Annotated in this window: 18 protein-coding genes and 1 pseudogene; 8 read left to right on the top strand and 11 right to left on the bottom strand. The window is 73.1% G+C overall.

Translation table 11 applies throughout. The features are described 5' to 3' along the window. A partial coding sequence (locus AB0917_RS22450; protein WP_366821395.1) for a carboxyl transferase domain-containing protein occupies positions 1 to 782 on the bottom strand: 782 nt, incomplete at its 3' end. Then, on the bottom strand, positions 772 to 2,322 hold the full coding sequence (locus AB0917_RS22455) for an acyl-CoA synthetase (RefSeq protein ID WP_366821396.1): 1,551 nt from the start codon (positions 2,320 to 2,322) through the stop codon (positions 772 to 774). The genes AB0917_RS22450 and AB0917_RS22455, both read right to left, overlap by 11 nt. A 274-nt stretch (positions 2,323 to 2,596) precedes the next feature. Between AB0917_RS22455 and AB0917_RS22460 the strand changes: the two genes are divergently transcribed. Both AB0917_RS22460 and AB0917_RS22465 read left to right on the top strand, forming a co-directional pair. Beyond that, complete coding sequence (locus tag AB0917_RS22460; protein WP_366821397.1) at positions 2,597 to 5,095, top strand: PQQ-dependent sugar dehydrogenase; 2,499 nt, start codon at positions 2,597 to 2,599, stop codon at positions 5,093 to 5,095. Then, positions 5,092 to 7,281, top strand: coding sequence for a ThuA domain-containing protein (locus tag AB0917_RS22465; RefSeq protein ID WP_366821398.1), 2,190 nt, complete (start codon positions 5,092 to 5,094; stop codon positions 7,279 to 7,281). The genes AB0917_RS22460 and AB0917_RS22465 overlap by 4 nt, the downstream gene beginning before the upstream one ends. Before the next feature lie 71 nt (positions 7,282 to 7,352). On the opposite strand, the gene AB0917_RS22470 is transcribed toward AB0917_RS22465, so the two are convergent. After that, positions 7,353 to 8,582 (bottom strand): NarK/NasA family nitrate transporter, encoded by a 1,230-nt coding sequence (locus AB0917_RS22470; RefSeq protein ID WP_366821399.1) that lies wholly within the window; start codon positions 8,580 to 8,582, stop codon positions 7,353 to 7,355. 145 nt (positions 8,583 to 8,727) lie between these two features. Here AB0917_RS22470 and AB0917_RS22475 point away from each other — a divergent pair, with 145 nt between their 5' ends. Beyond that, complete coding sequence (locus AB0917_RS22475; RefSeq protein ID WP_366821400.1) at positions 8,728 to 9,159, top strand: Lrp/AsnC family transcriptional regulator; 432 nt, start codon at positions 8,728 to 8,730, stop codon at positions 9,157 to 9,159. Between the two features lie 5 nt (positions 9,160 to 9,164). Here the strand turns inward: AB0917_RS22475 and AB0917_RS22480 are convergent, their stop codons facing one another. The 4 genes from AB0917_RS22480 to AB0917_RS22495 all read right to left on the bottom strand — a co-directional run bounded on the left by AB0917_RS22480 (position 9,165) and on the right by AB0917_RS22495 (position 13,109). After that, on the bottom strand, positions 9,165 to 10,766 hold the full coding sequence (locus AB0917_RS22480; protein WP_366821401.1) for a GAF domain-containing protein: 1,602 nt from the start codon (positions 10,764 to 10,766) through the stop codon (positions 9,165 to 9,167). 6 nt (positions 10,767 to 10,772) lie between these two features. Next, a complete protein-coding gene (locus AB0917_RS22485) occupies positions 10,773 to 11,810 on the bottom strand; it encodes a rod shape-determining protein (RefSeq protein ID WP_366821402.1) in 1,038 nt (345 codons plus the stop codon). A 143-nt stretch (positions 11,811 to 11,953) separates the two neighbouring features. Beyond that, a complete protein-coding gene (locus AB0917_RS22490; protein ID WP_366821403.1) occupies positions 11,954 to 12,520 on the bottom strand; it encodes a hypothetical protein in 567 nt (188 codons plus the stop codon). Between the two features lie 160 nt (positions 12,521 to 12,680). Continuing rightward, positions 12,681 to 13,109, bottom strand: a complete 429-nt coding sequence (locus tag AB0917_RS22495) for a MarR family transcriptional regulator (RefSeq protein WP_366821404.1) — start codon at positions 13,107 to 13,109, stop codon at positions 12,681 to 12,683. 116 nt (positions 13,110 to 13,225) lie between these two features. Here AB0917_RS22495 and AB0917_RS22500 point away from each other — a divergent pair, with 116 nt between their 5' ends. From AB0917_RS22500 to AB0917_RS22510, 3 genes are all read left to right on the top strand, one after another. Beyond that, on the top strand, positions 13,226 to 14,245 hold the full coding sequence (locus AB0917_RS22500; protein ID WP_366821405.1) for an NADP-dependent oxidoreductase: 1,020 nt from the start codon (positions 13,226 to 13,228) through the stop codon (positions 14,243 to 14,245). A 120-nt stretch (positions 14,246 to 14,365) separates the two neighbouring features. Beyond that, positions 14,366 to 14,794, top strand: a complete 429-nt coding sequence (locus tag AB0917_RS22505; RefSeq protein ID WP_366821406.1) for an organic hydroperoxide resistance protein — start codon at positions 14,366 to 14,368, stop codon at positions 14,792 to 14,794. An 80-nt stretch (positions 14,795 to 14,874) separates the two neighbouring features. Beyond that, positions 14,875 to 15,666 carry an EI24 domain-containing protein gene (locus tag AB0917_RS22510; protein ID WP_366821407.1) on the top strand — a complete coding sequence of 264 codons (792 nt, stop codon included), beginning with the start codon at positions 14,875 to 14,877 and terminating at the stop codon, positions 15,664 to 15,666. A 51-nt stretch (positions 15,667 to 15,717) separates the two neighbouring features. Here the strand turns inward: AB0917_RS22510 and AB0917_RS22515 are convergent, their stop codons facing one another. Further along, the gene (locus tag AB0917_RS22515) at positions 15,718 to 16,299 is read right to left on the bottom strand and encodes a TetR/AcrR family transcriptional regulator (RefSeq protein ID WP_366821408.1); all 582 of its coding nucleotides are present in this window, start codon (positions 16,297 to 16,299) and stop codon (positions 15,718 to 15,720) included. A 214-nt stretch (positions 16,300 to 16,513) separates the two neighbouring features. Here AB0917_RS22515 and AB0917_RS22520 point away from each other — a divergent pair, with 214 nt between their 5' ends. Next, complete coding sequence (locus AB0917_RS22520) at positions 16,514 to 18,994, top strand: glycoside hydrolase family 3 C-terminal domain-containing protein (RefSeq protein ID WP_366821409.1); 2,481 nt, start codon at positions 16,514 to 16,516, stop codon at positions 18,992 to 18,994. Positions 18,995 to 19,024: 30 nt separating this feature from the next. Here AB0917_RS22520 and AB0917_RS22525 read toward each other — a convergent pair whose 3' ends face one another. The 3 genes and pseudogenes from AB0917_RS22525 to AB0917_RS22535 all read right to left on the bottom strand — a co-directional run bounded on the left by AB0917_RS22525 (position 19,025) and on the right by AB0917_RS22535 (position 21,703). Beyond that, positions 19,025 to 20,158 (bottom strand): amidinotransferase, encoded by a 1,134-nt coding sequence (locus tag AB0917_RS22525; RefSeq protein WP_366821410.1) that lies wholly within the window; start codon positions 20,156 to 20,158, stop codon positions 19,025 to 19,027. Between the two features lie 158 nt (positions 20,159 to 20,316). Continuing rightward, a pseudogene (locus tag AB0917_RS22530) lies at positions 20,317 to 20,556 on the bottom strand (galactose-1-epimerase); the annotation flags it as partial. Positions 20,557 to 20,716: 160 nt separating this feature from the next. Beyond that, positions 20,717 to 21,703: an SGNH/GDSL hydrolase family protein gene (locus AB0917_RS22535; RefSeq protein WP_366821411.1), complete on the bottom strand. Its 987-nt coding sequence runs from the start codon at positions 21,701 to 21,703 to the stop codon at positions 20,717 to 20,719. 372 nt (positions 21,704 to 22,075) lie between these two features. On the opposite strand from AB0917_RS22535, the gene AB0917_RS22540 reads away from it, so the two are divergent. Further along, positions 22,076 to 22,570 (top strand): DUF3145 domain-containing protein, encoded by a 495-nt coding sequence (locus AB0917_RS22540; RefSeq protein WP_053561392.1) that lies wholly within the window; start codon positions 22,076 to 22,078, stop codon positions 22,568 to 22,570. Positions 22,571 to 22,584: the final 14 nt, after the last annotated feature.

Consider the following 22,584-nt stretch of genomic DNA (forward strand, 5'->3'; position numbering starts at 1 on the left):
GCGCCGAGGGCCCCGTGCGCGCCCGCCCCCGTCGTGCCGGTCGCCCCATCCGTCCCGGCCCCGAGCGCCTCCCCCGCACCCAGCGCCCGCAGCCACAGGCCCACCGTGCGCGGCAGCTCCTCGCCCGGGACCACCGCGTCCACCTGGCCCGCCGCGAACTGGCCCTCGGCGCTGTACGCGTACGGGTCCGCGTCCGGCGGGCGCACCCGGGACCCCGCGAAGCCGACCTGCGCGCCCGGCACGGCCAGCACCACATCCGCGCCCGCCCCCACGGTGGCCCAGCCGCCGCCGGTCGTGGGGTCGCGGACCACGGCGATCTGCGGGAGCCCCGCCGCGCGCAGCCGGGCGGAGGCGGCCGCCACCCGCTGGAGCTGGGTGAGCGCGACCATGCCCTCCTGCATCCGGCTGCCCCCCGTGGCGACGAGCGCGACCAGGGGGAGGCGCCGGGTCAGGGCGAGTCCGTACGCGGCCTCCAGACGGTCCCCCGTCAGCCGGCCCAACGAGCCGCCCAGGAAGCCGAATTCGAAGGAGAGCAGGACGCACGCGCGCCCGCCGACGACCCCGGTCCCGTACACCACGGACTCGTCCTCGCCGGTCCGTGCCCGAGCCCGCTCCCGCGCCGCGTCGTACCCCGCCCAGCCGAGCGGACCGTCCGGCGGCAGGGTGTGCGACGGCGGGCGGTGCTCGGTGAAGCCCGCCGCGCCGGTGAGCAGGGCGATCGTCTCCCGGGCCGTCAGCCGGGCGGACGGGTCGGCGGACCTGGCGGACGGGTCACCGGACATGGAGCGACCTCTTCATGATCTTGCCCAGGTCGTTGCGGGGCAGGGCGTCCAGGTAACGCACGGTGCGCGGGCGCTTGTGCGGGGCCAGCTGGGCGGCCACATGGTCCGCCAGCTCTTCGGCGGACGGCGGAGAGTCGGGGTCCGCCGCGACCACCCACGCCACGACCCGCTCGCCCAGGTCCGGGTCCTCCTCGCCGGTCACGGCCGCTTCCCGGACGCCGGGGTGGGCGAGGAGCACGTTCTCGATCTCGCCCGCGCCGATCTTGTGGCCGCCGCTCTTGATCAGGTCGGTGGCCTTGCGCCCGACGATGTGTACGTACCCGTCCTCGTCCACCGTGCCGACGTCCCCCGTACGGAACCAGCCGTCCTCGGTGTGCGCGGCGGCCGTGGCGTCGGGCCGGTTCAGGTAGCCGGTGAAGAGGTTCGGGCCCCGGACCTGGATCTCGCCGATCGCCTCGGGCCCCTCCAGCACCGTGCCGTCCTCCTCCACCAGGCGCAGCTCCACCCCGGCGAGCGGCGGGCCGACCGTGCCGGGGCGCGGTACGCCGTCCGCCCGGATCCCGGTGTTCATCAGGGTCTCCGTCATCCCGTACCGCTCGATCACGCGCCGCCCGGTCGCCGCCGCGATGCGTTCGTGGTCGTGCACGGGCAGCGCCGCCGAACCGGAGACCAGCAGCCGTGCCCCCGCCAGTGCCCCCGCCAGCGCCCCGGCCAGCGCGTCGGCCAGTGCGTCCCGCTCCGCGCCGCCCGCCGGGGCGTCCAGCACCTCGGCCAGCCGGTGGTACATCGTCGGTACGCCGAACAGCATCGTGCCCCCGGACCCCAGCTCGCGGGCCACGCCGTCGGGCGAGAACTTCCCCAGGTGGCGCAGGGAACCGCCCCGGCGCAGCGGGCCGAGGACGCCCAGGATCAGCCCGTGGACGTGGAACAGCGGCAGTGCGTGGACCAGGACGTCGTCACCGGTCCACCCCCAGGCGTCCTCCAGCGCGTCCAGGGACGCGGCGACGGCCCGGCGGGGCAGCACGGCCCCTTTGGGCGGGCCGGTGGTGCCGGAGGTGTAGACGATCAGGGCGGGGGCGTCGGCGGATGCGTCCCCCGTGCCCGCCGCCGTAGCCGGTGACGCGGATGCCGCCCCCGTGCCCGCCGCCTCGCCCGCCGGGGCCCCGTCCACCGCCGCCCGCGCGTCGACCGTCACCCGCCGCACCGTCGCCAGTGCCGGGGGCAGCTCGTCGTCGGGGCCCGCCAGGACGGCCGTGGGCGCGCTGTCGGCCAGGATGTGCGCCAACTCGGCCGCTCCCGTGCGGGGGTTGAGCGGCACGGCCGGCACCCCGGCCCGCAGCGCCGCCACCACCGCGATCACCGTCTCCGGCGTCGGGGTGGCCCAGACGGCGACCCGGCCCGCGTCCGCGATCCGGGCGGCGAGGGCGGCGGAGGCCTCGGCCAGCCGGCCGTAGGTCAGCGAGAGTTCACCGAAGCGCACGGCCTCCCGGGAGGCTGCCGGGCCGGTGGGGGACTGGAGCGCGGGAAGAAGGAAGGTCACGCCGGGAAGCCTAGGGGGTCGGGGCTGGGCCGGGCCGGGTGACGCTCGCCTCATCGCTTGTACGGAGCACCGGTTCCGGAATTTTGACACGACCTTGACAAATTAATTTTGCGTTGCCAGCATGCAAAAAGCCTGCTTAGTAAGGATGTTGGAGCGCTCTCCGGAAGAAAAAAGCTGCCTGCTCCGGCGCGCTCCGCACCCCGCACGTCGCAAAGCGCGACAGCGCCTTGCCTGACACACCCCACGTACCGTCAGGAAGGAACACGACCTCGCCATGCCGTCCTCACCCGCACGCCCACGCTGGTCCAGATACGCCACCGCCCTCGCCGCCCTGCTGGCGACCGCTCTGGCCGTCCCCGCCACCACCGCGACGGCGGTCGACCCCGACGCCCGTACCCCACGCGTCGCGGCCGACATCCCCGCCTCCGACTACCAGCAGGTCCAACTGGCCGTCGGCCCGGCCGAACTGGGCGAGGCCATGTCCCTCGCCGTCCTGCCCGACCGGTCCGTCCTGCACACGGCGCGCGACGGCACGCTCCGCCTCACCGACGCGGCCGGTTCCACGAAGACGGCGGGGAAGCTCGACGTCTACACGCACGACGAGGAAGGCCTCCAAGGCGTCGCCGCCGACCCGGACTTCGCGGCCAACCGGTACGTCTACCTCTACTACTCGCCCGCGCTGAACACCCCGCCGGGCGACGCGCCGACCACCGGATCCGCCGCCGACTTCGAGCCGTGGAAGGGGCACCTGAACCTCTCCCGCTTCCAGCTCACGGCCGACGGAACGCTGGACACCGCCAGTGAGAAGGTGCTCCTCGAAGTCGAGAGCGACCGGGGCCAGTGCTGCCACGTCGGTGGTGACATCGACTTCGACGCCGCCGGGAACCTCTATCTGACCACCGGCGACGACACCAACCCGTTCGAGTCGAGCGGCTACTCGCCCATCGACGAACGCACGGACCGCAACCCGCAGTTCGACGCCCAGCGGTCCTCCGGCAACACCAACGACCTGCGCGGCAAGCTGCTGCGGATCACGCCCACGGCGGACGGCGGCTACACGGTCCCGGCGGGCAACCTCTTCGCCCCGGGCACCGCGCACACCCGCCCCGAGATCTACGCGATGGGCTTCCGCAACCCGTTCCGGATGTCCGTCGACCAGAAGACCGGGGCCGTCTACATCGGCGACTACGGCCCCGACGCCGGAACCACCGACCCGAACCGGGGCCCCAGCGGCCAGGTCGAGTTCAACCGCGTCACCGAGCCCGGAAACTTCGGCTGGCCGTACTGCACCGGCACCAACACGCCCACGGAGACGTACGGCGAGTACACCTTCCCCAACGGCCCCGCCGGAGCCAAGTACGACTGCGCCGGCGGCCCGGCCAACAACTCCTTCCGCAACACCGGCCTCGCCACCCTGCCCCCCGCCCAGCCCGCCTGGATCCGGTACGCCGGTGACGCGGGCTCCCCGCCGGAGTTCGGCGGCGGCTCCGAGTCCCCGATGGCCGGACCCGTGTACAACTTCGACCCGGACCTGGACTCCGCGGTGAAGTTCCCGGCCTCGCTCGACGGCCGGTTCTTCGCCACCGAGTACGGGCGCCAGTGGATCAAGCCGGTCGAGGTGAACTCCGACGGATCGCCCGGGGCCATCGACACCTTCCCGTGGGCCGGGACCCAGGTGATGGACTCCGCGTTCGGACCCGACGGCGCGCTGTACGTCCTCGACTACGGGACCGGCGCCGGAAACCAGGCCCTCTACCGTATCGAGCACCTCGCCGGCAGCAACCGCTCCCCGGTCGCCAGGGCCGCCGCCGACCGGACCTCCGGGCCCACCCCGCTCGCGGTCTCCTTCTCCTCGGCCGGCAGCAACGACCCCGAGGGCGGAAACCTCACCTACGCCTGGGACTTCGGCGACGGGGCCACCTCCACCGACGCGAACCCCAGCCACACCTACACGGCCGCCGGGACCTACACCCCCACCCTCACCGTCACCGACCCCGAAGGGCTCACCGGCACCGCGAGCCTGGTCGTGACAGCGGGCAACAGCGCGCCCACGGTCACCCTGGAGACCCCGGTGGACGGCACACTGTTCTCCTTCGGCGACTCCGTCCCGTTCACCGTGAGCGTCAGCGACCCGGAGGACGGCACGATCGACTGCTCCAAGGTCAAGGTCACCTACCTCCTCGGCCATGACAGCCACCGCCACCAGATCACCTCGAAGAACGGCTGCTCCGGCACGATCGACGTACCCGTCGACGGGGAGCACGACAGCGCCGCCAACATCTACGGGGTCTTCGACGCCGAGTACACCGACGCGGACGGGCTGACCACGCACAGCGACTCCATCCTCCAGCCCCGCCACCGCCAGGGCGAGCACTTCGCCGCCCAGTCCGGCATCGAGATCGCCCCGCACGGGCCCGCCGAGGGCGGCGCCACCGTCGGCTACACCGACGACGGCGACTGGATCTCCTTCGAGCCGTACGTCCTGACCGACGCCACCTCCGTCACGGCCCGGGTCTCCTCGGGCGGGGCGGGCGGCACCCTGGAGCTGCGGGCGGGCTCGCCCACCGGCACGCTCCTGTCCAGCCTCGCCGTCGCCCCGACCGGCGGCTGGGAGGACTTCGTGGACGTCACGGCGGAGGTGGGCGACGCCCCCGCCGGGCCCATCGAACTCTTCCTCGTCTTCAAGGGCCCGACGGGTCAGGGCAGCCTCTTCGACCTGGACGCCTTCACCTTCACCACCTCCGACACAGCAGCAGGGGTGAGCAACCGATGAGACGATCCCGCATCCGCCGTCTGGCCTGCGCCGTGGCCCTCGCGCTGGGAGCCGCCTTCCTGAGCCCCGGCGTCCCGAGCGCGGCGGCGGCAGCCGACCCGTACCAGGTCCTGGTCTTCTCCAAGACCGCCGGGTTCCGCCACGACTCCATCCCAGCGGGCATCACCGCCATCCAACAGCTGGGCGCGGCCAACGACTTCACCGTCACCGCCACCGAGGACGCGACCGCCTTCACCCCGCAGAACCTCGCCGAGTACGAGGCCGTCGTCTTCCTCTCCACCACCGGCGACGTCCTGGACGACAGCCAGCAGAACGCCCTCAAGGGGTACGTCGACGGGGGCGGCGGCTTCGTCGGCGTCCACGCGGCGGCCGACACCGAGTACGACTGGCCGGAGTACGAGGACCTGGTCGGCGCCTGGTTCCAGAGCCACCCGGAGATCCAGGAGGCCCGCCTCACCACCGAGGACCACGTCCACCCGGCCACCGCGCACCTGGACGACACCTGGACGCGGACCGACGAGTGGTACAACTACCGCTCCAACCCGCGCGGAGACGTCCACGTCCTCCAGTCGCTGGACGAAACCAGCTACCACGGTGGCGAGATGGGCGGCGACCACCCCATCACCTGGTGCCACGAGCAGCAGGAGGGGCGCTCCTTCTACACCGGACTCGGCCACACCATCGAGTCCTTCGCCGACCCGGACTTCCGCCAACTCCTCCTCGGCGGCATCCAGTACGCGGCCGGAGCCGTCGAGGCCGACTGCTCCGCCGGCGACCCGGGCCCCGGCCCGGACCCGGACCCGGGCGGCGACAGCGCGGAGGCGGAGGCGTACACCTCCTCCTTCGGCGTCCAGGCCGCCCCGCACGCGGCGGCCGGCGGCGGCGCGACCCTCGGCTACATCGACCACGGCGACTGGGCGGGCTACGCCGCGATCGACCCCGCCGGGGCCACCGCCTTCACCGCCACCGTCTCCTCGGCCGGCGCGGGCGGCACCATCGAGGTCCGCGCAGGCTCCGCCACCGGGCAGCTCCTCGGCTCGGTGGACGTGGCCCCGACCGGCGGCTGGGACACCTTCACCGAGGTCACCACCGCCCTGACGGCCGCCGCACCGGGCGCGGGCCCGCTGTTCCTGCGGTTCACCGGGGGTGCGGGCGCCCTCTTCGACGTCGACCGCTTCACCCTCACCCGCGCCCCGGCCACCGAGGCCGGCGGCTCGCCGGACGTGCACCTCTTCTACTACCCCTGGTACGGCACCCCGGAGGTCTCCGGGAGCTGGCGCCACTGGCAGCAGGGCGGCCACACCCCGCCCGACTCCATCGGCGCCGACCTGTACCCGAAGCTCGGCCCGTACGACTCCGGGGACATCGCCGGAGCGGTGGACCAGCACATGGAGTGGGTGCAGCGGTCCGGCGCGGGCGTCATCGTCTACAGCTGGTGGGGGCAAGGGGGGTACGAGGACTCCCTCGCCGGTGACGTCCTGGACGCCGCCGCCCGCCACGGCATCGAGGTCGCCTGGCACATCGAGCCGTACAGCGGCCGCACCGCCGCCTCCGTCGTCGACGACATCGCCTACCTGGAAGGGAAGTTCGGCGACCACCCCGCCTTCTACCGGGACGCGGCCCACGGCGACCGCAACGCCTACTACGTCTTCGAGAGCCTGAAGATCCAGGACTGGTCGGCGCTGGGGGCCGTCAAGGACACCGCCATCGTCCTCGCCCAGACCACCGACACCACCAAGGTCGACCACTTCGGCGGGATCTACACCTACGACGGCATCGCCGGAGCCACCGCCCCCGGCTGGAAGCAGGCCGGCGACTACGCCAAGGCCAACGGCCTGGTCTGGGCCCCCTCGGTCGCCCCCGGCTACATCGACGACCGGGCCGTCCCCGGCAACACCACCCCCACCCTGGGCCGCGCGGACGGCGCCTCCTACGACCGGCAGTGGAACAACGCCCTGGACCCGGCCATCGGCGGCGACCCCACCTGGGTCTCCGTCACCTCGTTCAACGAGTGGCACGAGGGCAGCTCCATCGAACCGGCCTCCTCCAACCCGCCCCCGGGCCACGGCTACGAGACCTTCGGGGGGGCCTACGGCAAGACCGGGGCGGCCGCCGAGACGGCCTACCTGGACCGGACGGCGTACTGGACGGACCGGTTCGTACAGCAGCTCCGACAGCGCGGGTAGCCCCACCGGGGCACACACGCGAACGGCCGCGTTCCGGCGGGAACGCGGCCGTTCCCGCGCGTCCGCACGGCTCACCCGTCGCGCCGGAGGGTCCGCATCCGCGCGTACGCGTACACGCACCCGGCCAGCGCCAGGTCGGACAGGAGCATGAAGCCGATCGCGTACGAGTCCTTGGTGCTGTAGATCGCCCCCATCACCAGCGGCGGAACGAAGCCGCCGAGCCCGCCCATCGCGCCGACGATGCCCGTCACACTGCCCACCTTCGGCTGCGGGGTCACCTGCGAGACCAGGGCGAACACACTGCCGCTCGCCGTGCCGAGCCCGGCCGCCATGGCCAGCAGCGCGATGGTGCCGACCGGGTTGAGCGGCGGCTCGAAGGCCTGCACGACCGCCATCAGGGCCGCCACTAGCAGCGCGCCGGAGGTCACCAGCGCCGGGTGGATCCGGTCCGAGAGCCAGCCGCCGACCGGCCGGAGGACCACCGTGACCAGCGCGAACCCGGCCGCCTTGGTGCCCGCCTCGGTCGGCGACATCGCGTACCAGGTCTTCAGGTACGTCGGCAGATAGACCCCGAACGCCACGATCCCGCCGAAGCCGATCGCGTACAGCGCCGACAGCTCCCACGTCACCCGGAGCCTCCCGGCCTCGCCGAGCCGGCGCACCAATGTGTCCGTGGGAACCTTCCGGTCGGGGTGGTCGCTGACCAGGACGGCGGCCAGCAGCGCGTACACCAGCAGGGCGCCGGCGACCACGAGGAACGGCAGGTTGTCGCCGTGCTCGGCGATGCGCGGGGTGAAGTAGCCGGACAGCGCGACCCCGCCCATGCCCATCCCGAAGACGCCCAGCGCGAACCCCCGTTTGGCGGGCGGGAACCACGAGTTGACCAGCGGGACGCCGATCGCGAACGTGGTGCCGCCGAGCCCCAGCAGGAAGCCGACCGCGATCATCGCCCCGTACGAGTTCTTCGCCGGGACCAGCAGCAGCACCGGCACGATCGTCAGCGCCGACACCAGCGGGAACATCAGCTTCGCGCCGTACTTGTCCGTCAGCGCGCCCACCGGGATCCGGCCGAGCGACCCGACGAGCACCGGCACGGCCACCAGGAACGACTGCTGGAACGAGCTGAGCCCGAGCCGGTCCTTGTAGTCGCCCGACATCGGCGCGATCAGGTTCCACGCCCAGAAGGTGAGGGCGAAGCCGATCGTGGCCATGACCAGATTGCGGTACGCGGCGGGCGGCGCGGCTCCTGCCGGGGCGGGGGCGCCCGGAGGCCCGGGGGAGTGCTTGGCGGCGGTATCCACACAGCAAGTCAAGGGGGCGGGGCAGCGCACGGCCCGCCGGGCTGCGCCGACCGGGCGGCAGGGGGCTGCCCCGGCTCTCCGCGGTCCTCCTCAGCCGATATCGCCACAAGCGCCGATATCGCCATAACCTGGGACAATTGGCGGTATGGATCGGCTGGACAGGGAAATCCTCGGCATTCTCCAGGAGGACGCCCGGATCTCGTACCGGGACCTGGGCGCACGCGTGGGGCTCAGCGCCAACGCGGCGGGCGACCGGGTCCGCCACATGCGCCGGGACGGGGTGGTCCGCGGCTTCACCGTCATCCTCGACCCGGCCGCCGACACCCGTTCGGGCCTGGTCGTCTTCATCGATGTGACGCTGCGGCTCGACACGACGAACGAGGAGTTCGAGCGCTCGGTGCTGATGCTGCCCGGTATCACGGAGGTGGTGCATGTGACGGGCGGCCACGACTACCTGATCCGCGCCACGGCGGCCGACCCGGCGGCGCTGGACGCGCTGCTGCGGCGGCTCAAGCGGGAGGCGGGCGTGGCCCACTCCAACACCCGGATCGCGCTGCGGGCGGCCCCCAAACGCTGACGGCTTCAGCCCGGCGGGCCTTGCAGCGGCGCCTGCCAGGTCACCGCCGTGGACCGGCCGCCCTCCTCGTCGAGCCCGTCGTCGGCCACCACCAGACGCACCGCGCTCCGCCCGTCCGGCAGCCGGACCGTGGCGTCCACCTCCACCTCGATGGCCGAGACCGCGGGCCGGCGGTGCGCGGCGGCCAGCGCCCCGCGCAGCACGGCCAGCAGCTCCCGGCCCGTCTCCTCGCCCACCAGGGCGTCCACCGCCCCGGTGAAGCGCACCGACGGCGGAAACCCCAGCAGCGCCGACGCGCCCCCGGTCTCGCGCAGCACCCGGCCCCGGAAGGTGCCCGGGGCCTCGGCGGGCGGCTGCTGGAGCGCGAAGATCGCGGTACGCACCTCCTGGATGGTGGAGTCCAGCTCGTCCACGGCCCGCCCGAGCAGATCCCCGGCGCTCTCCCCGGCCCCGCCCGCCTCCCCGGCTCTGCCTCCCTCCCCGGTACCGTCCGCCTCCCCGGTGCCACCTGTCTCCCCGGCCCCTTCGGCCTGCTCGCCCGTGGCCCGCCGGCGCGTCGACTCCAGCATCATCTCGGTGGCGAAGAGCCGCTGGACCACCAGATCGTGCAGGTCACGGGCGATCCGGTCGCGGTCCTCGTACACCGCGAGCTGCTCCCGGTCCGCCTGCGCGTCGGCCATCACCAGCGCCAGGGCGGCCTGCGAGGCGAACTGGGTCGCCAGCAGCCGGTCGACCGCCGTGTACGGGGGCGCCCCGCGCCGCCGGGGCAGGGCGAGGGTGCCGATGAGCCGGCCGCCGCTCTGGAGCGGCAGCATCATGCTGGGCCCGAACCGGGACCGTACGTCGGTGGTCATGCGGGGGTCGGTGGCCGAGTCGTCGACGAAGACCGGTTCGCCGCCGAGCAGCTGGACCAGGACGGGGGAGCCGGGTTCGATGGTCGTGCCGACGATGCCCGCCGGGTCGTCGAGCGTGGAGGCGGTCACGATCTCCATCCCGCCCGCCTCGGTGGGCTGGAGGATCACCCCGGCCGAGGCACCGGCGAGCACCCGTGCGCTCTCGGCCACGGTCATCAGGGCGTCGGCCGCGTCGGTGCCGGTCAGCAGGGCCGTGGTGACGGCGGCCGCGCCCTCGATCCACCGCTCGCGCTGCCGGGCGCTCTCGTAGAGCCGGGCGTTGCCGATCGCGATGCCCGCCTGGGAGGCGAGGACGTGCAGCAGGGCGCGGTCGGTCTCGGTGAAGGGGCCCGTGCTCTTCTCCGCCAGGCAGAGGTGGCCGAAGAGTTCGGTGTGCACCTGGATCGGGGCGGTGAGGAAGGCCGGGGCGGGCGGCCCGCCCGGTCCCCGGCCGCCGCCCTCCTCCCGGAGCCCGGGGCGGCGCTCCGGGAGGAGGCGGTCGACGCGCCGCCGCTCCGCCGGGGTCATCCCGGTCGTGTAGAGCGCCTCGGTCCGGTCCTGGTCGGGCTCCAGCACGCGCAGGGCGCCGTGGCGGGCCTTTGTCAGGGTGGTCGCGGTGTCCACGATCTGCTGGAGCGTGGCCCGGAGCCCGAGGTCGCTGCCGATGCTGAGGACGGCCTCCAGGAGGTGCGGCAGCCGGTCGGCGGGGGACAAGGAGCCCTAACCCGCCAGCGGGTTGAGGACCATCGGCTGGATCCTGCCGTCCAGCATCGCGCCGAGGCCGAGCACCGAGCAGACGTCGGGGCGCTCCGCGATGTGCACCGGCATGCCCGTCGCGTCCCGGAGCATCTGGTCGAGCCCCGGCAGCAGCGCGCTGCCGCCGACCATCATGATCCCGCGGTCCGCGAGGTCGGCCACCAGGTCGGGCGGGCACTCGCGCAGCACCTTGCCCACCCCGTCGAGGACGGCGGTGAGCGGGGTGTGGATGGCCTGCCGTACGGCGGCGGTGTCGACCTGCACCGAGCGGGCGAGCCCGGTCGCCACGTCCCGGCCGTGGATCTCGGTCAGGGCGGGCCCGGTGAGCTGGAGGCCGTTGCCGTGCAGCGCCAGTTGCAGGGGCCGCACGGACTGGCTCGGGAGCATCAGCTCGTGGTGCTGGCGCAGGTACTGGATCACCGCCTCGTCGATGGCGTTGCCACCGACCGGGAGCCGGACGGCCGTCACGATCGAGCCGAGCGAGAGGACGGCGATCTGGGTGGTGGCCGCACCGCACGCCATGATCATGGTGGCGGTCGGCTGCTCCACCGGCAGCCCGCAGCCGGCGGCCGCCGCGATCAGCGTGTCCACCAGCTCGACCCGCCGGGCGCCGAGCCCGACCAGGGTCTCCACCGTGGCGCGCTGGGCCAGCGGATCGGCCTCGTGCGGGATGCAGGCGGCGGCGCGCAGCCGGGGCTTGCGGCGCAACTGGCGGCGGAGCTTGTCGCCGAGCAGATGGCGCAGCATCCGCTGGGCCATCTCGATGTCGACGACGGAGCCGCCGGAGACCGGGCGGACCACGCGGATGTACGCGGGGGTGCGGCCGGTCATCTGCTCGGCGAGGACGCCGACCGCGATGAGCGATCCGGTACGGGTGTTGACGGCGGCGACGCTCGGTTCGTCCACGACGAGCCCGAGCCCCTTCACGTACACACGGGTCCTCGCGGCCCCGAGATCGACGGCGATGTGGCAACGCTGCAACTGCTCAAGGCTGACGGTCACGGCAGGTTCTCCCGAGAGCGCGGATGGGGGTACCGGCGGGAGCCGGCCTCTCATCGCATCGTCGCGTTCCTCGCCGGGTCGCGCGCGCTGGGATGCGCCGTAAGGGGGGCGTCAGCTGACGCACCGCCAGCTCCCCCGACGCCTCACCCCGGAAGGAGCCGCTGGAACAGCCCCCAGGTGAACTCGGCGACGTGGCGCTCCCCGCTGCCCGGGTCGGTGAGGGCCAGCGCCCACCGGGTCGGCGCGCTGCCCTCCATCGGCCGCGCCGGGGGAAAGGCGCGGGCCACCTCGTCCACGGTGCACGACCAGGGGCGCAGCGAGGGTACGGAGGTGAGCTGGGGGCCCGCCGCCCCCGGGGCCCGGACGAGCCACTCGTTCCACACGGCCCCGCCCGGCGCGGCCATCACCTCGAACCGGAGGTCCGGCCAGAGCGGCACCGGCCAGAGCAGCGCCTCGCACTCCAGGTCGCCCACGCGGCGCTTCAGCGTCACCTCCGGCTCACCGAGCACCGAGCGGTAGCGCCGCAGCGACCCCCGCCCCCGGGGCGCGCGGACCATGGCCTGCCAGCGGCGGTTGGCCTCCCGCATGTCGGCGAGCGAGGCGCTCAGCTCGTGGCGCGCCTCCTCGACCAGGTCCGGCTGGTGGTCGGCCATCCGGCGGAGCAGGACGAGCTGGAACTCGCGGGGGCCGAACGGGGTGGGAGCGGTCATGGCGCCCATCTTCCCGCAGGTCAGGCGTATCGGACCGGCTGTCGGCGGAATCCGGTGTCCCTCACAGGGTCCTCACCTGCCGGTGAGGGGCACGCGTGAACGTAATGGAGACACGCGTGAACGTCATGATGGAGACACGCGTGAACGTCATGGAGAGCTTCTAGGCGTCCGCGCCCAGCATCCGCCGCAGCAGATCCCGCAGTACGGTCCGCTCCGCGTCCGAGAGTTCGGCCAGCGGCTCCCGGGCGAAGGTCAGCGAGTCCCGCAGCTCGCGGGCCGTCCGCACGCCCGCCTCCGTCGCGGCGGCCAGCTTCACGCGGCGGTCGGCGGGGTCCGGCCGGCGTTCGACCAGGCCACGGGTCTCCAGGCGGTCGACGATGCCGGTCACGTTCGACGGTTCGCACTTCAGCTTGACGGCGATCTTCCGCATCGGGGTCGGCTCCAGCGCGAGCAGGCCGAGGACCCGCGCCTGTGCCCCGGTGAGGGAGTGCTCGGCGGCGGCGCGGTCGTACTCCTCGTGGTAGCGCGCCACGACGGTGCCGATGAGCTCGACGACCTCAAGGGTCACGGGGTCTGTACGGGTGGCCATGGAGACCAGCGTACCGATTTACTTGACAATATGAAATATTCGGGAGCAGAGTTGTTTCATGTCATGAAGCTTTTCTGAAGGCTTCCCCCGTAGGACATCGAGGAGAACCCGAGCCCATGTCTGCAGCACTTCCCACGTCCAGCCGCGAATGGCACCTCGTCGCCCGCCCCCACGGCTGGCCCAAGGCCGAGGATTTCGCGCTGCGTGAGGCCGCGGTGGCCGCTCCGGCCGAAGGCCGCGTCCTCGTCCGCAACCAGTTCTTCTCCGTCGACCCGTACATGCGCGGCCGGATGAACGACGTGAAGTCGTACACCCCGCCCTTCAAGCTCGACCACCCCATGGACGGCGGCGCGGTCGGCGAGGTCATCGCCTCGAACGCCGAGGGGATCGCCGTCGGCGACCACGTCCTGCACGGCCTCGGCTGGCGCGAGATCGCCGACGTGCCCGCCAAGCACGCGGTGAAGGTCGACCCCGACCTCGCCCCGCTCTCCGCCTACCTCGGCGTGCTCGGCATGACCGGACTCACCGCCTACGCGGGCCTGTTCGACGTCGCCTCCTTCAAGGAGGGCGACGCGGTCTTCGTCTCCGGCGCCGCCGGTGCCGTGGGCAGCCAGGTCGGCCAGCTGGCCAGGCTCAAGGGCGCCTCCCGGGTCATCGGCTCCGCGGGCTCCGACGAGAAGGTCAGGCTCCTCACCGAGGAGTACGGCTTCGACGCCGCCTTCAACTACAAGAACGGGCCGGTCCGCGACCAGCTCAAGGAGGCCGCCCCCGACGGCATCGACGTCTACTTCGACAACGTCGGCGGCGACCACCTCGAAGCCGCGATCGGCGCGCTCAACGTGCACGGCCGCGCCACCATCTGCGGCATGATCGCGCAGTACAACGAGACCGAGCCGACCCCCGGCCCGCGCAACATGGCGCTGATCATCGGCAAGCGGCTGCGGCTCCAGGGCATGCTCGTCGGCGACCACGCCGACCTCCAGCCCGCGTTCGTCGAGGAGGTCGCCGGCTGGCTGGCCTCCGGCGAGCTGAAGTACCGCGAGACGAAGGTCGAGGGCATCGAGAAGGGCTACGACGCGTTCGTCGGCCTCCTGCGCGGTGAGAACACCGGGAAGATGATCGTTTCGCTCGTCTGACCCGGGCGCGGGCCCGCACGTCCCACGCCCGGCTGCGGAAGGTCACCCGTTAGGCTCATCCCAGGCCGTCGCGATCGTGGGCGCGAGTCGCGGCGCACCAACAGGAGGAATCCTCACATCATGACCATCCAGAAGATCGACGTCGCCTACACCGCCGTCGCCACCGCGGAGAACGGCCGTGACGGCCGCGTCGCCTCGGACGACGGCCTGCTCGACGTCGTGGTCAACCCGCCGAAGGCCCTGGGCGGCAGCGGCGCGGGCACCAACCCCGAGCAGCTCTTCGCGGCGGGGTACAGCGCCTGCTTCCAGGGCGCGCTGGGTGTCGTCGCCCGCCAGGAGAAGGCCGACATCTCCGGCTCGACGGTCACCGCGTCGGTCTCCATCGGCAAGACCGAGGCCGGCGGCTTCGGCCTGGAGGTCGCGATCAGCGCGACCATCCCCAACGTCGACACCGCCACCGCCCGGTCGCTCATCGAGAAGGCCCACCAGGTCTGCCCGTACTCGAACGCGACCCGCGGCAACATCAAGGTGGAGCTCTCGGTCGCCTGACCGAGAGGTCCCCGTGTGAGGGCCGCACCCCGCCCGGGGTGCGGCCCGCGCCGTTTCCGCACGCCAGTACGCTGACGCCCATGAACGATCTGGGGTCGGGTCTCGGCTATCTGGTGAAGGGGCAACGCTGGGTTCTCCGGCACGGCCGGTGGTTCGGCTTCGGCCTGCTGCCCGGACTCATCACCCTCGTCGTGTACGCCGGTGCCCTGGTCGGACTCGGTTACGGCGCTGACGACTTCGTCGCCTGGGCCACCCCGTTCGCCGACGGCTGGTCCTCGCCCTGGACCGGCCTGCTCCGCACCGCGCTCACCGCGCTCGTCTTCGTCCTCGGCCTCTTCCTCGCGGTCATCACCTTCACCGCCGTCACCCTCCTGGTCGGCCAGCCGTTCTACGAGTCGCTCTCCGAGGAGGTCGAGCGGAGCGAGGGCGGCGAGGTCCACGAGTCCGGACTGCCGCTCTGGCGCGAGCTGTGGATCTCCGCCCGTGACTCCGTACGCATCCTGCTGCGCGTCGCCCTCTTCGGTATCGCCCTCTTCGCCTGCGGCTTCATCCCGGTCGTCGGCCAGACCGTCGTCCCCGCGATCGGTGTCTGCGTCTCCGGCTACTTCCTGGCCGAGGAGCTGACCGGGGTCGCCCTCCAGCGCCGGGGACTGGCCCTGAAGAAGCGGCTCGGCCTGCTGGGCCGCCGCCGGCTGCTGGTGCTCGGCTTCGGGGTCCCGCTCGCGCTGTCGTTCCTGGTCCCGTTCGTCGCGGTGTTCCTGATGCCGGGGGCGGTCGCCGGAGCCACCCTCCTGGCCCGTGACCTGGTCGACGCGGGCGCGGCGCCCGCCCCCGACGGGGTGGCCCTCACGAAGGAACGGGGGACCGCGTGACCCGGTCTCCGGCGGTCACCGCCGCGAGCCCCCGGCCCTGAAACCCCGGGCTCACGCCTCCTGCGGCCCCTTCAGCAGTCCCAGGAAGTCATCGAACGCCTGCGGCATGTCCACCGCCTCCGGGTCCAGCAGCCACTGGTACTGGAGCCCGTCCATCACCGCCACCAGCAGCACCGCCGCCCGCTCCGGGCTCAGCCCGCCCGGCAGCGTCTCGCCGTACTCGGCGCGCAGCGTGGCGGCCATGCCCGCCCGGACCTGGGTGTAGCGGCGGGTGAAGAACTCCCGCGCCGGGTGGTCCTCGGTCACGCTCTCACCGAGCAGCGCCGAGAAGGTCCGGACGATCACCGGCCGCATCGCGTTGTACTCCACCAGCGACCCCAGCAGCCCTAGCCCCCAGGCCCCCTCCTCGCCCCCGCCCCGGCCCCCGCCGGTGTCCCAGCGGTCCCGGTCCTCCAACACCGCCACCAGCAGCGCTTCCTTCGTCGGGAAGTAGTGCAGCAGCCCCTGCTGGGTCAGGCCCACCCGCTCGGCCACCGCCCCCAGCGTCGCGCCCCGGTAGCCGCGCTCGGCGATCACCTCGAGGGTGGCGCGCAGGATCTCGGCCCGCCGCTCCTCGCTCCTGGCACGTGCCATCGCCGGCCCCTTCCGTGCTGCCCGGCCCCACACCGGAGTCCGTCAGCAGGACCGTACGCCACCACCTGACCCGCCCCCCGAGCGCGGCAGGACCGTGCGCCACCACCGGAACCGGCACTCCGGCAACGTAACGGACACATAACAAAAACTACCGTGCTACCGGTCAGCGAGTCACCATGGAGATCTCCACCGGACTCGACCAGGAGGTACGGCCGTGGCAGCCGCGTCCAGCACCAGCAACTCCGAGGCCCTCCGCCGGGAAGCCGTCGACACGGCCCTCGCCGCCCTCGGGCTCGACGACAAGGCGCGCCTCCTGGCCGGCCAGGACCTGTGGTCGCTGCCCGCCCTGCCCGCGATCGGCCTGCGCTCCCTGGTGATGTCGGACGGCCCCATAGGCGTCCGGGGCGTCCGCTGGACCGCCGCCGACCCCTCCGTCGCCCTGCCCTCGCCCACCGCGCTCGCCGCCACCTGGGACCCGGAGCTGGCCCGCCGCGCGGGCAGGCTCCTCGCCCAGGAGGCCCGCCGCAAGGGCGTCCACGTGCTGCTCGCCCCCACGGTCAACCTGCACCGCACCCCGCTCGGCGGCCGCCACTTCGAGGCGTACAGCGAGGAGCCCTACCTCACCGGCGAGATCGGCACCGGTTACGTCCAAGGCGTCCAGGACGGCGGGGTCGGCACCACCGTCAAGCACTTCGTGGCCAACGACGCCGAGACCGATCGCTTCACCGTCGACAACGTCGTCGCCCCGCGCCCCCTGCGCGAGCTCTACCTCGCCCCCTTCGAGCGCATCGTCAAGAACGCCCACCCCTGGGGCGTCATGGCCGCCTACAACCAGGTCAACGGCTCGACGATGACCGAGCACCGCTACCTCCAGAACGCCGTGCTGCGCGGCGAATGGGGCTTCGACGGCTTCATCGTCTCCGACTGGCTCGCCGCCCGGACCACGGCCGGGGCCATCACCGGCGGGCTGGACGCCGCGATGCCCGGCCCGCGCACGGTCTACGGCGAGGCGCTGGCCGAGGCCGTCCGGGCCGGGGAGGTGGACGAGAAGACCGTCGACCTCGCCGTACGGAACGTCCTGCTGCTCGCCGCCCGCGTCGGCGCCCTGGAGTCCGCCCCGCCCGCCGTGGCCCCCGCCGACCTGCCCGCCCCCGTGGACGGCGAGGCGCTGGCCCGCGAGGTCGCCCGCCGCTCCTTCGTGCTTCTGCGCAACGAGGTACGCGACGGGGCCGCCGCCCTCCCGCTCGCCCCCAACGCCTCCGTCGCCCTCTCCGGCGCCCTGGCCCGGGACGCCCGGGTGCTCGGCGGCGGCTCGGCCCTGGTCTTCCCCGACCACGTGGTCTCCCCGCTCGACGGCCTGACCGCCGCCCTCCCCGAGGGTGCGCTGACCTACGCGGTCGGCGCCGACCCGAGCGACGAACTCGCCATCGCCGAGGCCGGGTTCGCCCTCACCGCCGTCTGCCGCGACGCCTCCGGGACCGTCCTCGCCACCGTCCCGCTGCCCAGCGGCCAGATCCAGTGGATCGGCGCCGACCTCCCCGAGGGCGTCACCCACGACACCCTGGACACCGTCGAGATCACCGGCACCTTCACCCCGCGCGAGAGCGGCGAGCACACCTTCGGCACCCGGGGCACCGGCTCCTTCGCCCTCACCGTCGACGAGCGCCCGCTCTTCGAGGGCACCCAGGACCGCGCCCCCGGCACCGACCCCCTCGGCGCCTTCCTCAACGAGCCGGTCGCACGAGGCCGCGTCCCCCTCACCGAAGGCACCCCCGTCCGGGTCTCGCTCAACCACCGCCCCGGCCCCGCCACCGGCCACCCGCTCAGGGGCGTGGCCTTCTCGCTCGTCCACCTCGCCCCGCTCCGCGACCCGGACGAGCTGATCGCCGAGGCCGTCGAGGCGGCCCGCGGCGCCGACACCGCGATCGTGGTCGTCGGCACCACCGAACGCGTCGAGTCCGAGGGCTTCGACCGCACCGACCTGAGGCTCCCCGGCCACCAGGACGCCCTGGTCCACGCGGTCGCCGCCGTCAACCCCCGTACGGTCGTCGTCGTCAACTCCGGCTCCCCGGTGGAGCTGCCCTGGCGCGAGAAGGTGGCCGCCGTCCTGCTGAGCTGGTTCCCCGGCCAGGAGGCGGGCCACGCACTCGCCGACGTACTGCGCGGGGAGTACGAGCCCGGCGGCCGCCTCCCCACCACCTGGCCCGTCGCCCTGGCCGACGTGCCGGTCACCGCCACCACCCCCGCCAACGGCGAACTCCCCTACACCGAAGGCGTCTTCATCGGCTACCGCGCCTGGGAGCAGGCGGGCGCCACCCCCGCGTACGCCTTCGGCCACGGCCTCGGCTACACCACCTGGGAGTACGACACCGTCACCGCCACCCCCGACACGGTCACCGTGCGCGTCCGCAACACCGGCCCCCGCCCCGGCGGCGACACCGTCCAGATCTACCTGGCCCCCGCGCCGGCCCCCGGCACCCCCGAGCGCCCGTCCCGCTGGCTCGCCGGCTTCGCCCGGGTCACCGCCGCCCCCGGCGAGAGCGTGGAGGTCACCGTCCCCGTCGAGCGGCGCGCGTACCAGGTCTGGGACGAGGAGGCGTACGGCTGGACGACGGTCCCCGGCACCTACACCGTCCAGGCGGCCCGCTCCCTGGCCGACGTCCGCGCCACCACCACGGTGGACGTCACGCCTTAGAAGCAGGAGCAGGAGCAGGAGCGGGGGCGGTCAGCCGAAGTAGGACTCCAGCGTCCCGCGCCGCCGCACATCGAGCGTCGCGCAGTGGAAGGAGCCGCCGAACGGCGCGTAGTGCATCAGGTCGCACGGGATCGGCTCGAACCCCCACTGTTCGAGCGCGCGCAGCATCCCGGTGTGGTGGCGCTCGGCGATGACCCGCTTCTCGTCGACCATGAGGATGTTCATGCTGAGCCATTTGCCGCACATCGAGGTCATCCGCAGCAGCCGCTCGTCGATGGGATCGGGCTCGGGGGCGACCAGGATGTCCCAGGAGTCCAGGACGGCGGGCAGCCGGTCGACGTCGACGTAGTCGGGGTTGACCAGCGCCTTGCCGGGCGCCAGCACGAGGAACGTCGTGTCGATGTGCATGGGCGTCACACAGCGGCTCTCGATCTCGTGGATGCGGTAGCCGGGGCCGAGGTGGCGGCGCAGCCACTCGATGCCCATCGCGTTGGTGACGTTGGAGCGCGTCACGAACAGGTCGCGCCCCGCCCGTACGAAGTCGGCCGCATCGAACACCGGCTCGAACTCGGTGAGGATGTACCGCATGGGCTCATGGGCCCCGGGGGTGCGGAACTCCTTCTCGAAGAGTTCGTCGGTGAGCTGCGGTTTCGGCGCGGACGTCCAGCGGGCCCCGCGCCGGAAGTAGTCCTTGAGGATCCGGCGGTAGGAGTGCGTCTCGAAGTACCGGCACGGCCAGGCCATCGGGGTCTCGATGATCTCGTCGCCGATCACCAGCATGCTGTCGCGCGGGCAGGTGTTGCAGAAGCCCCGCGAGGACCAGCCGGGGGTGGCGAACCGCTGCCGGTGGTCGACCGCGTCCGGACGGGTGACGGTGACGCCGAGGGAGCGCAGGAGCGAGACGAACCCGTCCAGCTCCTCCTGGGCCGGCTCGATCAGTCGGCGCGGGTACTTGCGACCGGCGGCGAGCCCCTGGAGACGGGCCGCCCACGGCGGGATGTTGCAGGAGACCACCGGATGGCTGGACGGGATCGTCGCATCGTCGAGCCGCCCGACGATGATCTCCTCCAGCGGGTCCCACTCGTTGTGGGAGTTGACCGGCGAGACGAGCGGGGCGGCGTCCTCGGCGGCCGGAGTACCGGGCTTCCGCTCCACTGTTGTCATGATCAACCGCCCTCGGTCGCCGACTGGCACATCACGCTCCCCATGGTGAACGGGGAGAGCGGGATCCCGCCACCCGTGGGGAGCGGCCAGGGGCCGGCGTCCCGGGAGCACCAGCGGGCCGCCGACCCGGGGCCTCAGCGCGCCGCCGACCCAGGGCCTCAGCGCACCGGGAACGCGTGCTCCGTACGGGAGGTGAACTCCTCGCCGGGCCGGAGCACGGCACTGGGGAACTCCGGCAGGTTCGGGGAGTCCGGGAAGTGCTGGGTCTCCAGCGCGATCCCGGCGCACGGCACGGACGGCCGTCCGCCGAAGTGGTCGGCCGTGCAGAGCCGGAGCCCCGGCTCGGTGGTCCGCACGGCCAGCACGCGCCCGGACCCGGCGTCGTACAGCTCGGCGGCGAAGCGGCCCCCGCCCCGCTCCAGCGCCCACCGGCGGACGGGCGAGCCGTCCGCGAGCGCGCCGAACTCTTCCGTGTCCGTGCGTGTCGTCGTACCCGTGCTCACAGGGCAGGACCCTACGCGGGGCGTTCGGTCGTGCCCATGCTCATAAGGCAGGACCCTACGCGGGGCGTTCGGCCGCCGTGACGTTGCGGTAGGCGATCTCCGCCAGCCGGGCCTGGCCGTCGCGGCTGGGGTGGAACCAGTCCCACGGGCTGAGCTGGGTCCCGGTGAAGCGGAAGCCGAAGACCGCCCCGCCGTCGTACCGGCAGAGCCGGTCCTTCGCGCAGACGTCCCGCAGCACCTCGTTGTACGCCACCACCCGCTCCTGCACCGCGTTCCGCCGCGCCACGGCCGCGGGCCCCAGGTCGTCGGCGTCGGCCAGCATCGACCGGCAGATGCCGAGGCTCCAGATGCTCTTGCCCGTCTCGTTCAGCCGCCCCGTCGACCAGAGCCGCTTCAGGTCCGGCACGCTGGAGACGTACACCTGCGCCTCGGGCGCCCCGTCCCGCAGCTGCCGCATCGACGCCTCGAACGACGCCCGGAAGTCCGCCACGGGCGTCATCAGCCGCACCGAGTCCCGGCACGCGTCGTTCGCGCCGATCATCACCGTGACCAGCTCCGGCCGCTCCTTCGCCGCCAGCGCCATCTGCTCCGGCAGCTGGACCATCCGGGCCCCCGACACCGCGTGGTTCCAGCTGCGCTCCGCCGCCTTCGTCGCGCCGAGCAGCCGTACGGCGAGACTCCGCACCTGGCTGTCGCTGCCGGTCGCCCAGGACACCTCGGGGCAGTCCGCCAGCATCGAGCAGGCGTCGAAGCCCCGGGTGATGGAGTCCCCGACCGCCGCGACCGACCCCGGACTCGGGTTCCAGCCGGAGGCGTAGGTGGAGGTGGGGGAGGGCGATGAGGCGGAAGGGGGAGTGGGGGACGGCGTCGGCGGCGCGGCGGGCGAGGAAGCGGCGGGCGCGTTCCGTGACACGCCGTCACCCGACGCCTCCCCCGATCCCCCACCGCCGCATCCGGCCAGCGCGGCGACGCCGACCAGCGAGAGCGCCGTCAGCGCGGCCCCCGCGTGACGCGTCCGAGGCCGTTCCGTACGCTCCGGCATGCGCAGATCCCCTCCGGTCGGCCCCTGGCCTATGCCTGTGGTCATGCCCCCGGCACGCCCACGATCCCCAGGTCGCGGGCGTGCACGCCCTGGCGGGTGAAAGCAGGCGAATCAGGGGTACGGGACCGACGGTACGTCACACGGACGGCCCCGGCGCACGGTAGCTTTTCCCCGTCGAACCAGTGGCACCGCTTGCGACCTCGTCATGACGGGGGGCTCCGGTACATTACGTCACGTCACACACTGTCCCTTTTCAGGAGATTAACTCCCGATGCTGTTTACTGATGACAACCTCGGGAGCCGGCCGAAAAGAGGCGGTTCGGGCGCGAGGCCGCTGGGGAAGGCGTACCTCGTCCCACACGGGAGGTTCCGGTGACGACACGTGGAGTCCTGTACGTTCACTCCGCACCGCGCGCGCTGTGTCCACATGTCGAATGGGCAGTGGCGGGCGTCCTCGGTGTGCGGGTCCAGCTGGACTGGATCAGACAGCCGGCCGCCCCCGGCACCTGGCGTTCCGAATTCTCCTGGAAGGGCCGCGCCGGCACCGCCTCGCAGCTCGCCTCCGCCCTGCGCGGCTGGGACATGCTGCGCTTCGAGGTGACCGCCGAGCCCTGCCCCACCGCCGAGGGCGAGCGCTACAGCTCCACCCCCGGCCTCGGCATCTTCCACGCCGTGACCGGCATGCACGGTGACATCCTGATCCCCGAGGACCGCCTGCGCGCCGCCCTGGCCCGCTCGACGCGCGGCGAGAGCGACCTGGAGGCGGAGATCGCCTCCCTCCTGGGCAAGCCCTGGGACGACGAGCTGGAGTCCTTCCGCCACGCGGGCGAGGGAGCCCCGGTCCGCTGGCTCCACCAGGTCGTCTAGCCGCCACGCTCCCA

The organism is Streptomyces sp. NPDC007346, assembly GCF_040703535.1.
Taxonomy (GTDB): domain Bacteria; phylum Actinomycetota; class Actinomycetes; order Streptomycetales; family Streptomycetaceae; genus Streptomyces.